General features: G+C 61.7%; 15 protein-coding genes and 1 tRNA gene. 1 reads left to right on the top strand and 15 read right to left on the bottom strand.

Annotated elements, in window-relative coordinates; all coding sequences use genetic code 11:
- The first annotated feature begins 2 nt into the window (after positions 1–2).
- Entirely contained in the window at positions 3–302 is a 300-nt protein-coding gene (locus tag ACYSM9_RS09100) for a helicase associated domain-containing protein (RefSeq protein ID WP_461856703.1), read from the top strand.
- Positions 303–382: 80 nt separating this feature from the next.
- On the opposite strand, the gene ACYSM9_RS09095 is transcribed toward ACYSM9_RS09100, so the two are convergent.
- The 15 genes from ACYSM9_RS09095 to ACYSM9_RS09025 form a co-directional block, all read right to left on the bottom strand.
- Positions 383–844, bottom strand: a complete 462-nt coding sequence (locus ACYSM9_RS09095) for a hypothetical protein (protein ID WP_461856653.1) — start codon at positions 842–844, stop codon at positions 383–385.
- A 423-nt stretch (positions 845–1,267) separates the two neighbouring features.
- A complete protein-coding gene (locus ACYSM9_RS09090) occupies positions 1,268–1,525 on the bottom strand; it encodes a helix-turn-helix domain-containing protein (RefSeq protein WP_461856652.1) in 258 nt (85 codons plus the stop codon).
- 210 nt (positions 1,526–1,735) lie between these two features.
- The gene (locus ACYSM9_RS09085; protein WP_461856651.1) at positions 1,736–2,056 is read right to left on the bottom strand and encodes a hypothetical protein; all 321 of its coding nucleotides are present in this window, start codon (positions 2,054–2,056) and stop codon (positions 1,736–1,738) included.
- Positions 2,057–2,126: 70 nt separating this feature from the next.
- Positions 2,127–2,855 (bottom strand): PspA/IM30 family protein, encoded by a 729-nt coding sequence (locus tag ACYSM9_RS09080; RefSeq protein ID WP_461856650.1) that lies wholly within the window; start codon positions 2,853–2,855, stop codon positions 2,127–2,129.
- 71 nt (positions 2,856–2,926) lie between these two features.
- Positions 2,927–3,325, bottom strand: coding sequence for a hypothetical protein (locus ACYSM9_RS09075; protein ID WP_461856649.1), 399 nt, complete (start codon positions 3,323–3,325; stop codon positions 2,927–2,929).
- Positions 3,322–4,557, bottom strand: coding sequence for an ABC transporter permease (locus ACYSM9_RS09070; protein ID WP_461856648.1), 1,236 nt, complete (start codon positions 4,555–4,557; stop codon positions 3,322–3,324). The genes ACYSM9_RS09075 and ACYSM9_RS09070 overlap by 4 nt, the downstream gene beginning before the upstream one ends.
- On the bottom strand, positions 4,557–5,489 hold the full coding sequence (locus tag ACYSM9_RS09065) for an ABC transporter ATP-binding protein (protein ID WP_461856647.1): 933 nt from the start codon (positions 5,487–5,489) through the stop codon (positions 4,557–4,559). The genes ACYSM9_RS09070 and ACYSM9_RS09065 overlap by 1 nt, the downstream gene beginning before the upstream one ends.
- Positions 5,490–6,051: 562 nt before the next feature.
- A complete protein-coding gene (locus ACYSM9_RS09060) occupies positions 6,052–6,981 on the bottom strand; it encodes an endonuclease NucS domain-containing protein (RefSeq protein WP_461856646.1) in 930 nt (309 codons plus the stop codon).
- A gap of 47 nt (positions 6,982–7,028) precedes the next feature.
- Positions 7,029–7,355 carry a histone-like nucleoid-structuring protein Lsr2 gene (locus ACYSM9_RS09055; protein WP_461856645.1) on the bottom strand — a complete coding sequence of 109 codons (327 nt, stop codon included), beginning with the start codon at positions 7,353–7,355 and terminating at the stop codon, positions 7,029–7,031.
- Between the two features lie 157 nt (positions 7,356–7,512).
- On the bottom strand, positions 7,513–8,718 hold the full coding sequence (locus ACYSM9_RS09050) for a type I restriction-modification enzyme R subunit C-terminal domain-containing protein (RefSeq protein ID WP_461856644.1): 1,206 nt from the start codon (positions 8,716–8,718) through the stop codon (positions 7,513–7,515).
- Positions 8,702–8,992, bottom strand: coding sequence for a TatD family hydrolase (locus tag ACYSM9_RS09045; protein ID WP_461856702.1), 291 nt, complete (start codon positions 8,990–8,992; stop codon positions 8,702–8,704). The genes ACYSM9_RS09050 and ACYSM9_RS09045 overlap by 17 nt, the downstream gene beginning before the upstream one ends.
- 585 nt (positions 8,993–9,577) lie before the next feature.
- Positions 9,578–10,195 (bottom strand): HNH endonuclease family protein, encoded by a 618-nt coding sequence (locus tag ACYSM9_RS09040; protein ID WP_461856643.1) that lies wholly within the window; start codon positions 10,193–10,195, stop codon positions 9,578–9,580.
- A gap of 239 nt (positions 10,196–10,434) precedes the next feature.
- Complete coding sequence (locus tag ACYSM9_RS09035; protein ID WP_461856642.1) at positions 10,435–10,707, bottom strand: hypothetical protein; 273 nt, start codon at positions 10,705–10,707, stop codon at positions 10,435–10,437.
- A gap of 117 nt (positions 10,708–10,824) precedes the next feature.
- Positions 10,825–11,958, bottom strand: a complete 1,134-nt coding sequence (locus ACYSM9_RS09030; RefSeq protein ID WP_461856641.1) for a tyrosine-type recombinase/integrase — start codon at positions 11,956–11,958, stop codon at positions 10,825–10,827.
- An 87-nt stretch (positions 11,959–12,045) separates the two neighbouring features.
- A tRNA-Leu gene (locus ACYSM9_RS09025) sits at positions 12,046–12,127 on the bottom strand.
- Between the last annotated feature and the right edge of the window lie 86 nt (positions 12,128–12,213).

Raw genomic sequence — 12,213 nt, 5'->3', positions numbered from 1 at the left:
CGCTGGACACCATCCCCGGCTGGCGGGACCAACCGAGCAAGCAAGATGCCGACGCAGCCCGGTGGAGCCAGCGCCTGGCCGAGGTGGCCGCCTACCTGGCGGCCGGCAACGAGCTGCCCCGGCACAACAAGACCGACGACCGCGAGGAGCGCACGCTGGGGGTGTGGCTGCACACCCAGAGGATCGACTACCGGGCCGGGAAGCTGTCCGCGGCAAGGGAAGCCCGGCTGAACGAGATCATCCCTGGCTGGCGGCAAGGGCGGCCGCGGCGCGGGGCGAACAGCAGGCACGGCCACCAATAGTTGGCGGGCAGCCACGCTGGAGATTCCTCGGTGAACTCAGCGCCGGCCCAGACGGTCACAGGTATGTCTGGCCCGGCAATTCAGGGGGTGCAATGGCTGACGATGTTGTCGACCCGGACTTCGTAGTTGGTCACGAGCCAATCGTAGGAATAGGTGCAGGTCATTCCGGTGGCATCGGTGATCGTGCGCGTCTCGCGCAGCTTGTCCGTCCGGTGACCCTGTTGAATGGCCGCCACGTACCTGTCCACGGTCGACCGATCATCAATAACGGCCCCCGATGCGTCGTAGGTCGTGGAAGTCGTTGTGATGGACCAAGTGACGGCCACGCCTCCTGTAGGAGTCAGCGCTGAATTCTCGAACCAGACCTCCTCCCAGCAGAACGACCCGGAACCGCTCGGGTAGCACTCACTGTAGGTCGCCACCTCGGCGCCGCTACTGGCTGCGCCTGTGCTCGCGGCGGTCGCGGCCGGAGCGCCTCCAAAGAACAGCATAGGGGTGAGTGCGGAAAGAACAGCGAGCGTCTTCTTCGTGATGCCAAGCATGATTGCCTGCCTTGGGTCGCAGATGTTTGGGTCGCTGCGGCGCGATCGGCCATCCCTTCTTCCGCGCTCCATGCGTAAACCCCAACCCATACACGTGCCGCACTGGAGCTTTCCACGTAGAGGAAAGTTTGCCGTTGGTTAGCGCCTCCGGTAAAGGACTTCCTGCCCCCTATTTGCTGGGTGACGTCTCGTTCTTGCCAAGGCATGCCGTCGACTCCAGGGCGGCATGGGTAGGACGTCGGTTTCGAGATGAAGGCGAACAGACCGTGCAAGCGCCGGTCGAACGTCATCGGAAACAGCGCCATCTGCACTTCAAGTGGAAGCGACGGGGAGCTTGAGTACAGCTTCACAGTGTGAAGCCCCGGCCCAGGAGAGCCTCAAGACGCCGTGCTGGAGGTCAGGCCTGACCATGGGAGAGATTAGCTACTCCTCGCCTGTCCCGCCCTCGTCCTGAAGCTCGCCCGCGGCGATCCGTTCGGCAGTGCGCCGGTACGCATCGGCGATGTAGTCCTCAAGGTCCTGCCGGCCAATCCGCCACATGCCCCGGCCACCGACCTGGAAAGCCCGCAGGTCCCCTGCCTTGATCAGTGCATGGACCTGGTTCGGCTTCACGTTCAGCTCTTCGGCTACCTGGGTGGGAGTCAGGAATCGATGGGGCGGCGTGGTGGGTTCGTCGGTCATCGGTTCATCCTATGTGCCCGAGGTTGCAACCGTTGGCCCGGCGCCTGGGAGGACAGAGGCCCGGACCGATTGAACTGGTCCCCGAAAGTTGGACTCGTTAATGTGCGGGTTCCACTTTAGCGGCCAGAGATCGACCAACCACAGGAGTCCTCGTCCCATTTGGGACGAGGACTCCTGTGGGATGGTGGCAGCTCCGTCGACCGAACAGAGCTACTTGGTGAATTCCTTCCCGAGGACTCTTCCCGTTCCAGCGTCGATGGATACCCGATAACAGAGCCACGTATTGGCGAAAACTACGCCGGCAGGACCCAAATCCATGGAAAGGTAGCATTCCTGATTGCCTGTATCGGGAAGTTCTGCGATCCAAGCTATTGAACCGTCATTTCGAACCTTCACCAGGTTCCGCTGAGAACCCTCACCCATCTTCGAGTAGTCCAGCAGGACAATTGCAGAGTCGTCACCGGGCAGCTCTTGGGCGTCCAAGACGGGCACCCCAAGTACTTTGCGGTCACTGGTGATTTCATAATGCATTTTTAAAACCTACGCCGGGCTTGGGTTAAAGGAGTTCAGGTCACGGCCTGGGCCTTCGATGGCTGCCGCCTTAGTACTCGATGGCCTTCCGGTCCATGGACTTAAGGGCGGCGAGGCGGGCTTCCACTTCGGTCTGCTCGCCGAGGTCTTCCAGGGAGGCGAACTGGGCATCCAGGGATGAGGCGGCGAGTTCCTGCTGGCCGCGGACGGTGGCTTCTTCGCGGCGGATCCTGTCCTCGAACCGGCCGATCGCCGAGGTGGGGTCTCCGGCGTCCAGGGCTTTGAGGGCGTCGTTCACCTGTGACTGGGTGGCGGCGACCCGGGCACGGCTGACCAGCTGGTTGCGCTTGGCCGTCAGTTCACCGAGCTTGCCGCGCATCTGGTCCAGGCCCTGCTTGAGCTTGTCGACGACCTCGTTCTGGGCCGCCAAGCTCGGTTCCTGTGCCTTGGCGGTGGTTTCGGCGGTCATCTGCCGGCCGATGGCGACCTTCGCCAGGGCATCAAACTTGTCGGCGTCCACGGGGTTCCCGGCGGCGCGGAACTCGTCGGCCTTCTTCGAGGCGGCGATGGCCTTGTTGCCCCACGTGTTGGCGTCGGTCATGGCGCGGGCGTGATCCTCCTCGGCCATCCGGAGGTTGCCGATCGTGGTGGCGACGGCAGCCTCGGCTTCGCGGATGTTCTCCGAGTAGTCCCGGACCATCTGGTCCAGCATCTTTTGCGGGTCTTCGGCGGAGTCCAGGAGGGCGTTCAGGTTGGCCTTGGCGAGCTGGGCGACGCGGGCGAAAATACTTTGTTTCACAGGGGTCTTTCTATCAGGAATGGCGTTCGGATCTCATGTGTACGGCAGCCGACGGGGCTCACCCCAACCGTCTATTCCGTCTGCCGGCGGCCGCGCACCCTCAGGACCTCGGCAAGACCGGCCAGCGCCAGGGGGAACGACACGACGGCGGCCAAGTGCCGCTTTAGGTCGTAGGGGGAATCCATTGTCGCCCAGCCCACGAGAACGCCTGGCAGCGCGACGCAGATGGTCACCCATAGACGGTTCTCCCGTGCGCCCGACCAGACGGCGGCAGCGATCGACAGCGCGGAACCGGCGTAGATGTAGCGGCTGCCGATCCAGACCTCTTCCTGCTCGGCCGGAGCAGGCAGCCAGATGTTCCAGTCGGCGCGCCAGATGCCGTAGCCGATCAGGACCAGCGAGGCGAGGACGAGCAGGATCCAGGCGATGGTTCGGGCCCACCGCCGCTTCGGTTCTGACCAGGCGCTCACCTGCTGGCAAATTCCTTGCGGCGGAAGGTCCCGGCGATGGAGAGTTTGCGGCCGTATTCGATTGACCCGTACCGGAACAGATGGACTGCGAGGCGCAGGATGGCGATGCCGATGACGAACAGCTCGGCGATGACGATCCCTGCCTCGACCGGGCCGAGGGTGCCGAACGCGTTGCGGAGCAGGGCGGTGACCGGGGAGGTCAGCGGGAAGTAGGTGAAGACCTGCACAATCAGGGCTTCGGGGTTGGAGATGACCAGGCTGAATGTGTAGAAGGGGATGAACATCATGGCCATCAGCGGGCCGAAGATGGTGCCGGCTTCCTTGGCGGTCGGCATGATCGCCCCGATGGCCACGAGCACACCGGTGAAGACGGTAAACCCGCCCAGCAGGAGCAGCAGCCCCGTGATCATGGGCCCCGGTTCGAAGACCATGGAGGACAGGTTCATGTCCGGCAGCGCCAGGGAGTCGCGGAAGAACAGGTAGGCGAGCCCGACCGGGGCCAGAAACACCCCGATCTGCACCAGGCCGACCATGAACAGGGAGATGATCTTGCCGGTGATGAGTGTCGTCGGGTTCAGGGTGGTCAGGATCATCTCGGTGACCCGGTTCTCCTTCTCCTCCAAGGTCGAGTTCAGCATCTGGTTCGAGAGCAGGATCATCGAGATGTAGAACACGACCAGGAACAGCAGCGGCGGGATCACTCCCCCGATGCCGGCGGCGGGCTGGCCGTCCTTGAACGTCTCGGAGTCGAACTTCACCTTCCCGGTCAGTGCCGCCGTCAGCTGGGGTGAGCCGACCTGGTACTGCGCGGATGCCTCCAGCAGCTGCTTCGCCACCGCCTCGTACTTGCCGTTCTCGAACATGCCCTTGTCGGCCCCGTAGACCTTCACCGGCTCAGTGGTCGGATCGGCCGGGTATTCGAAGTACGCCTCGGACGTCCCGTTCTTCACAGCCTCGATGGCGGCCGCCGGGTTGTCGGTGTAGGTGCCGCCGGCCAGCTTGGCGCCCGGGGACATGATGATGCCGGAGGCATCCGAGTACGCGAAGGCGAACTTGGCGCTCTTCTGCGCGTCGGCGCTGTCCTTTGAGCTGGCGTTGGAGGCGTACACGAGGGCGAAGACCAGGATGAGGATGAACGGGATCGCCAGGGTGGCGATGGCGAAGCCACGCTTCTTGATGGTCCGGATGAATTCGAAGGCGACCACGGTGCCGAGGTTGTGCCGTGCCGCCATCAGTTTGCCTCCGCCAGTTCGTGCTGCTCGCCGTAAACCTTGATGAAGATTTCATCCAGGGAGATCCGCGCCGGAGTGAACGACCGGAGACTGACCCCGGCCTGGACGAGCTCGCGCAGGACCTTCTCCTCCGACGCCCCCTGGCCCGGTGCCAGCTCTGCCCGGCCGTCACTGACGGAGATGATCTCGTACAGGTCGGAGTCCGGGAGGACGCCGTCGTAGGTCACCCGGTAGACGGTTCCGCCGAACTCCTCCTGGACTTCCTCGACGGTGCCGTAGGCGCGGGAGACGCCGTCCTTGAGCAGGATGACCCGGTCGCAGAGCCGCTCGACCTCCTCCATCTGGTGCGTGACCATGATGACGGTCGCCCCGGCCCGCTTGTGCTCTTCGATGATGTCCATCAACAGCCGGCGGTTCACCGGGTCAAAGCCCTTGGTCGGCTCGTCCAGGATCAGCAGCTCCGGGTTGTTCATGATCGTCACCCCGAGCTGCACTTTCTGCTGCTGGCCGCCGGAGAGCTTGTCCAGCCGGGTCTTGGCCTTCTCCGGGATTCCGACCCTCTCCAGGTAGGACTCGGACCAGGACCGGGCCGCGGCCTTGGACAGGCCCTTGAGCCGGCCGAAGTAGACCATCACATCCAGGACCGGTTCCTTCTTGTACAGGCCGCGTTCCTCGGGCAGGTACCCGAGACGGGCTCCGTCACGTGGTTCGAAGACCTTCCCGCCAATGTGCAGGGTGCCGGCCGTGGGCTGGTAGATGCCCAGCAGGGCCCGCAGCGTCGTGGTCTTCCCCGACCCGTTGGACCCCAGGAAACCGAACGTCTCCCCGGCGTGGACGTCGAAGGACAGGTCCCGGATAACCGTGGTGTCCCCGAAGTCCATCCGGAAGTCTTTGATGTGCACAAGCGGCTCCGCCGCGTCCCCCAACGTCATGGTTCAAGCCTATCTGTGGCAGGAGGTTCCGTTACCTGCAGGCATGCGTAGTTACCCATTGGATCTAAGCAACTTCGCTCTTCGATCCGTTAAAGGCATCGATTGACTCTGGCCAGAGCGGCTGGAGAGGCGGATACTTCCTCCTGTACTTGTCCTGCCCGAACCATGTGGAGGTTATTTTGCGCAAGATTCTGATTCTGGCCTGTGCAACCGTGCTAGCTATCATGGCCCCGGCGGGGATTGCAGCAGCCTCAGGACCTAATTACGGAAAGTGCGTGTCCACCAACGGCGTCAATCCGCAGTCAGACCCTTGGGGTCCGGCAACCTACACCGCTACCACAGTGAGCGGAGGACACGGCGGAACCTTCTGGACGGCGATCCTCGCGAGCGAAGGTGCTGCGACATTCGACGCCGTCGCATGGTGCGGATAGTCCGCCACCCTCTGTCCGTGTTCTCAGGGACTCAGTCATTGCACAGGAACCGCCCCTAGGGTTGGGGCAGCGCCGGCGGCGGGGCTGCCCGTCTCAGACTGCCGGTGTTCCGCCCTAGCCGCCGCCCATCGTCATGCTTCGTCGAGATGGAACTCGACCCGGTACTTCATGAACCGGATGTTCCGCGTCATGGACAGTGCCCGGCGGATCCGCAGGTCGTCCTCCTGCGCGATGATGACGCCCTCGACGCTCTGGCCGGGCTCGAGCAGCGCGTCCTGGACATAACCCATGTACCGCTGGATCTGGCCGACGACGGCGTCGCTGGCCCTGCCCCGCTTGAGTTCGACGACCAGGAGCCGGGTCCGGTCTTTGCTGATCGCCAGGATGTCCATCGGGCCGGTGTCGGACGGGTATTGCTGGCCGACCGGCTGGCCGTCCTCGGTGTAGATGTCGAACTCCCGGCCCAGCGACGTGCTGGCCCAGTTGTGGACCAGGAACTCTTCGAGCTGCTTCTCCAGCTGGAAGGCCAGCTGCTCCTGCACCTCAGACGACATGGCCTGCACGAGCGGCTGTGCCGCCTCCGTCAACTGGGTGAGGGTGGCCAGTTCGGCGGCGTGGGCTTCCAGCTGGAACACCGTCATCGGCACCGCGGCCGTGGAGGCCAGGGTCGGGCTCATGTCGTCCCGGTTGATGGAGCCCTTCCAGTCCACCGGCCGGCGGTGAGGCAGGTCCGTTCCGGGGTGGTATTCGTAACCTCCGGTGACAACCCCGTACTGGTAGGTCCGGTCCGGCTTCGGCGCCAGCACCACGTCCCCGTCGGCGATGCCCTCGGACGCCGCCCACAGGTTGCCCATCGCCAAACCCACCGACACCCGGGTCTTCTCCGGGTACATCTCCTGGTAGATGTCGTTCATCGCCGCGCGGAAGACTTCCGCTCCCACGCCCAGGTGCGACCGGATGTCATAGTCGCCGATGAAGTCCACGCCGAGGTACCCGGAACGGATCATTTCGTCGGCGAACTGGCCGCCGCGGCCCTGCCGGACCACCCATGCTGCTGTCATTGCTCTCCCAAATTCCTTGCCTGTCAGTGCTGCGCTCCTAAGGGCAGTCAGCTCAAGCTGGTCAAGTAGCGCTGTACGACGTCATCCTTTATGCGTCCGCGTGCGTTCACCTCGATGCCGTTCTCTGCCGCCCAGACACGAACGGCCTTTATCTCAGCCGCCGGTGGGAGGCGACGGACTGCAGGCGCCTGCTTGGTGGCGCCCGTCTTGCGGCCGGCGTCCACGAAGCGGGCCAAAAGTGCGCGTAGCTCATCGGCGTTTTGTCCTGCAAGGTCGATTACGTAGTCGTTGCCGTCCAGTCCGAAGCGGACTGCTTCGGTCGCCTCGGATCCGTCCAGGTCATCAACGAGTTCAATCACGATGCGTTTAGCCATCCGATGATCTTAACCAGTCGACAAGCCTTATCAGCCGGAGCAACGCTGAGCGCGGACACTGGTTCGACTAGATGAGCCACCTCTTCTAGAGCCTTCCCTTGGACTCTCCTGAGGTCGCACTTTGGGTCGAGGCTCAGTTTGGAGCGGATCAGCCCAGTTAGCCCGCCATCGCCGCTACGCGAACACGCTTGAGTGCCTCCGCCAGTAGATCGATGTCTTCTTCCCGAAACAGACTCTCGGGCCCGGCCGGAGCGGCGTCGCTGTACGGCGACTCGTAAAGGGCGCCTACCTCAACGACACCGTTCTCTGTTAGTTGCTGGACGATCATGTCCACGAAGTGAAGCTGGTTGGCGTTGAGGGTCTTATCCCCAATGAAGTCGGACAAGGCATCCAAAGCGGCCTGCCTATCCATGCCGACCAAAGATCGCACGAACAACCCAAGGTCCTCGGCTTGCTCGGTAGCGGCTGCAAGTTCTTCAGTCGAGCCCGCGCCGCTCTCGATCAACATCCGTTGCAGCTCAGCGAGATCAGTCTCAGTCAAGGGCAGGCCTCGGCGAAGGCGCTGAATGGCGACGTGGTCCAGGAATCCCTGCAGGTAGGCTCTGGCCTTCTCACGGTAGCGGGCAAGATCCAACGACGCTTTCAGGGTCCCCTTCAGCTCGCCTTCGGCGAGCTCGCCCAGGGTGTCTTCGAAGTTCGTGTAGACCACCTTGCGGCGCTTCTTCTCGATCAGGTGCACCAGCGCCCGGAGGCGCACACGAATCAATTCAAGCCACTGCGGTGAAACTTGGCCCCATTCCCCGCCCTCGAGGATCGACTGGATGAGGACCAGCTGGGCTGCGATCGCGGGGATGCTCGACTGATCCTGAAGTGCCGAAGCAATCTCGAAGATCTTCCTGCGGTAAGGCTCAACGGCGACCGCAGAGTTCAGTGACGCCAACTGGGCCTGGTACATCAGCAGGTCGAAGCGCTTGGCTTCCTCGGTATCGGCAGCGGAAGACAGGGTCGCCAAGGGGGCCAGCTTTGTCTGCAGGTCTGTAAGGTCATGCGTCCCAAGTGCCGCCCACGATTCGGCTTGTGCGAATTTCTCCACCCACTGCAGCTGCGGCCGCACCAGAAAGTTCCCCCTGGGCAGCCTTGCCACTTGCCCCATCAGGCCTGATTCAAGTGCAGGCACAAAATCGCCGTCTATCCCTGCCGCGCGGGCTTCCGCCAGGAGCTGTGTTCGGACGGCAAAGCTGCGGTGCGCTAGTGACTGTCCCAGGGAACCTTCGGAACCGGGCAGCTCGGCATTGAAATATTCAACGTTCTGGCAGACGTCAAAAATGAAGAAGTCCTTCTTGTCCTCACCAGGTCCGTACAACTCCGGCCGGAGCCTCGTTCCCCGGCCCACCATCTGCCAGAACTTTGTCTTGGAGCGCACCATCTTGAAGAAGAGCAGGTTGACAACGCGCTAGTGCCCATTCGACATCCCTTACGTTTCCAGGCTGACGTGCACGAACAAAGAACTGGTCTCCGGTTGGGTGGTCTGTCTCAATGAGGATTCTGTTCAGAGGGACTTGTCCAAGGCTACTGCCAAGCGTCCTAAGCATCGGATAATTGATTGAGAAGTAGCATCCCAACTTCAACATTTCCACGGTTTCGGAACAGTGCCAAGCCACCAATGCAGAATCCTCCCAGGACGGCCACCATCCTGCTTCGCACTTCAATCAAGCTCGGCCGTTGCTCTGTAGCTGTGGAGAGAGACTATCCGTGGCAGCTGATGCGTTGCCGACAGGACGGATCGTAAATTGTCTCTAACCAATGGTGCTCGCTTCTACGGGATGGGGTTCATTGTTTCCTTCACGCGGGCCGAAGAAACTGAGTTCGTAGGCGTACGAGAAGGCGTTCATGTGCAGATGGCGGGACGAACTCCAACGGGTGTGGTGCCTTGACCGGTGCAACAGATTAACAATTGTTAAGGTCAGGAAAATGTTGTCCCAAAATTGTTAATTTTCTGCCGTTCTGGACACTGGCACCCAAATGTCTGACAACTCGACCCAGCCCAAGGAGAAGTGGGGTACCGAGAGGCTTCGAACTATTGTGCCGACTAAGACACCGATGAAGATTAGTGTTGAGTGCTAGATGGAGGACTCGCCGCATACTGTTCCCGAGAAGTTTCGGCTCAACGTCGCCTAGCGCCGGGGACATCCCGCTGGCACCGCTGTCTTCACCCCGTTGGTCTACTTGCAGCCTTCAAGGATCTCTTTGACGGCATCATGCTCCGCTTGGGTGACCCAGAGACTGTATTTGGTTTTGACGGCGGTTTGCCGCTCGACATATTCACACCGGAAAGCTTTGTTCGGCGGAAGCCACGTGGCGGCATCCTTGTCCCCTTTGGCGCTGTTGGTGGGGCCGTCGGCAGCGAAGAGGTTTAGGGGGTCGTTCGCGAATTCTTTACGCTGGTCCACGCTCAGCTGCTGGGCACCTTTCTGCCAAGCGTCGCTGAGTGGAACTATGTGATCGATCTGGATGTCCGAACTGGTGTCCTGCCCCCGGACGAAGTTGATAGTGGTGCCGGTGTACTTGTCGGCCAGGGTTCCTGACGCGACGACGCAGTTGCTGGTACCGGGCTTGAACGTCTCCCCGGTCAGATCGCGTGCGAGGATGTCGTTACGAGTGTCGCAGCCATTATGATCCGTGTCGGCCCAGGCCGGCCCAAACTCATCGCGGGTGTAGCCGGTCTTCGGGGCGCGGCCCTTAACAGCGATGCTCCCGAGCTGGACGAGAGCGTGGGCTGCTTCACCGGCGGAGCCAGCGCCCGTGGGCTGACCGGAAGAGTTGCTCGTAGCAGACCCCATGCCCTCGATGGCATGGCCGGCTGCGTCACAGCCAGCAAGAGGGCCAATTAGCAGGAGTGCGGCGGCAGCGGACAGGGCTGGGGCTACGGAGCGAATGATTTGAACGGCCCTTCTGTATCGCAGGAAGTTGTTCCACGCTAACTTCGGCAACCTCGTGAAGGCGTTAAGAGGACATGTAGTGCCGGACACATGCTGGAGCAACTGTCAAAACCGAACCGAAAGGCGGCTGGTAGCTCGAATCAGTTCACCGTGGCCAGGCGGACCTTGGAACGGGTCCCTATGAGCCGCTGCTTGGTTAGTGGTTGCTCCGGTGCGTTCTCGGACACGGTGCCTCCAGGAAGGATCTCACTCAATCTCGCAATCTCCCGGATATGCTCTGAGGTGAAGATAATCTTTCCTTTGCCCCAGCAGGCGTGAGGGAATCGTCCGCTGGTCGCGCCATCGCGCAACCAGGACTCCGTGCAGCGCATCAGTGCTGCTGCTTCGGCGGGCTCAAAGAATTCGATGTCCACGGCGTCTCCAAAAGGAAAGGTGCAGGTTTCTCTGGTTCATGCGGGCCGCAACAGCCGCCAACATGACCAAAGTTCTCAGCCGCCAGCAAGGAGCGCTGCAGGACAACCAATTGCTCCCTATAGCCGCTGGAAAGCCATCACAGACCGCTCAGTGGCGTCGGCACCCACCTGCAAAGCCTCAGGCATCAGGTGCCCGTAAACCTGCTCGGTAGTCTTCGTCGAGGCGTGCCCCAACCGGCGCGAGATGGTGAACAGGGGTACGCCGTCCTGGATCAGCCACGACGCGTGCGTGTGCCGAAGGTCGTGGATCCTGGGGTTCTTGGTCAAGCCGACTGCCTGGGCTGTCCGAACGGCTGGCACCCAGTAATCGGCCCAGTAGAGCTTGTGGACAATCCGGCCGCCCGTGGGCGTCGTGAAGACCAGGTCCTTTCCTGGCCTGCTTGCCACCAGCGGGATCAGCAGTTCCAACAGCGCGGGGTTCAGCCCGATGGTTCGCTTGCCGGCCCCGGTCTTAGTCGGGCCAACATAGAACTGGTTCTGCCCATCCCGCTTCCAAGCCTTGTTGATCCGTGCAGTTGGCGGATTAGACAGCAGGTCCACGTCCGCCACAGTCAATGCAGTGGCTTCACCAAAGCGGGTCCCGGTCATGACCAGAAAGTCCGTGAACGCTTTGTACCGCTCCCCCATCCCCTCCATGATCAGCCTGTACTCAGTATGCGTGAGGAACATGGCCTCATCTTCAGCCTTCTCAATGTTCGGAAGCTGGACGCCCCGGCAGGGATTGCGGCTGATGTAACCGAGCATCTCGGCAGTATTCATCGAAGCCGAGATCAGGCCATGGATGTTATGGATCGTCTTGGGTGCCTTACCCTTAGCCATCATCGACTTCACCCAATGGGCAATGACGCGATAGTCGAGCTTGTCCACAGGGACGTGTCCAATGACTGGCCGGATGTGGAGTTCGAGCATGGTCTGGTACGTCTTGACCGTTCCGCTCGATGGTCGGACCAGCAGGTCAATGTGTTCCTGGATGACTTCAGCCACAGTCGGAGGGCGTTTCTCATTCGTTAGGATTGCGTGCTGAGCAATCTCGAAAGACTGGCCGTTGGCGTCCAGCAACCTCTTTAGGGTTTCCGCCTCGATAAGAGTGGCTACTGTAAGGCCTTGGGCGGCCTTGGTCTTCTTGTCCCGCCAGCGAACCATGTAGGACTTGGAACCGTCCTTTTTGGTGCGAGTACTGATGCTGGCCACACACAAAACGGTACGCTCGTGTACACACTTTGGCGGATTTTGTACACGCAGATTCCTTGAACAGGCCCTTGACCTGCGGAAACACTGTGCCCGAGGTGGGACTCGAACCCACACACCTTTCGATACCGCATTTTGAGTGCGGCGCGTCTGCCAATTCCGCCACTCGGGCGCGGAATACGGGAAGCAACCCGGTACGCCCACAGCTGATTGTGAGCAACGCGATCGCTTCACGTACGCGGAATTACTCTACATGCA

The sequence above is a fragment of the Arthrobacter sp. C152 genome (genome assembly GCF_054890965.1).
The sequence above is the reverse complement of the archived record's forward strand: the minus strand, read 5'-3'. Positions and strand labels throughout refer to the sequence as shown.

Bases quoted from the DNA above. Each gene is read 5' to 3' on its own strand.
- ACYSM9_RS09095 (WP_461856653.1), bottom strand. From the start codon at position 844: ATGCTTGGCATCACGAAGAAGACGCTCGCTGTTCTTTCCGCACTCACC.
- ACYSM9_RS09055 (WP_461856645.1), bottom strand. From the start codon at position 7,355: ATGGCTAAACGCATCGTGATTGAACTCGTTGATGACCTGGACGGATCC.
- ACYSM9_RS09040 (WP_461856643.1), bottom strand. From the start codon at position 10,195: ATGGGGTCTGCTACGAGCAACTCTTCCGGTCAGCCCACGGGCGCTGGC.
- ACYSM9_RS09090 (WP_461856652.1), bottom strand. From the start codon at position 1,525: ATGACCGACGAACCCACCACGCCGCCCCATCGATTCCTGACTCCCACC.
- ACYSM9_RS09070 (WP_461856648.1), bottom strand. From the start codon at position 4,557: ATGGCGGCACGGCACAACCTCGGCACCGTGGTCGCCTTCGAATTCATC.
- ACYSM9_RS09065 (WP_461856647.1), bottom strand. From the start codon at position 5,489: ATGACGTTGGGGGACGCGGCGGAGCCGCTTGTGCACATCAAAGACTTC.
- ACYSM9_RS09060 (WP_461856646.1), bottom strand. From the start codon at position 6,981: ATGACAGCAGCATGGGTGGTCCGGCAGGGCCGCGGCGGCCAGTTCGCC.
- ACYSM9_RS09085 (WP_461856651.1), bottom strand. From the start codon at position 2,056: ATGCATTATGAAATCACCAGTGACCGCAAAGTACTTGGGGTGCCCGTC.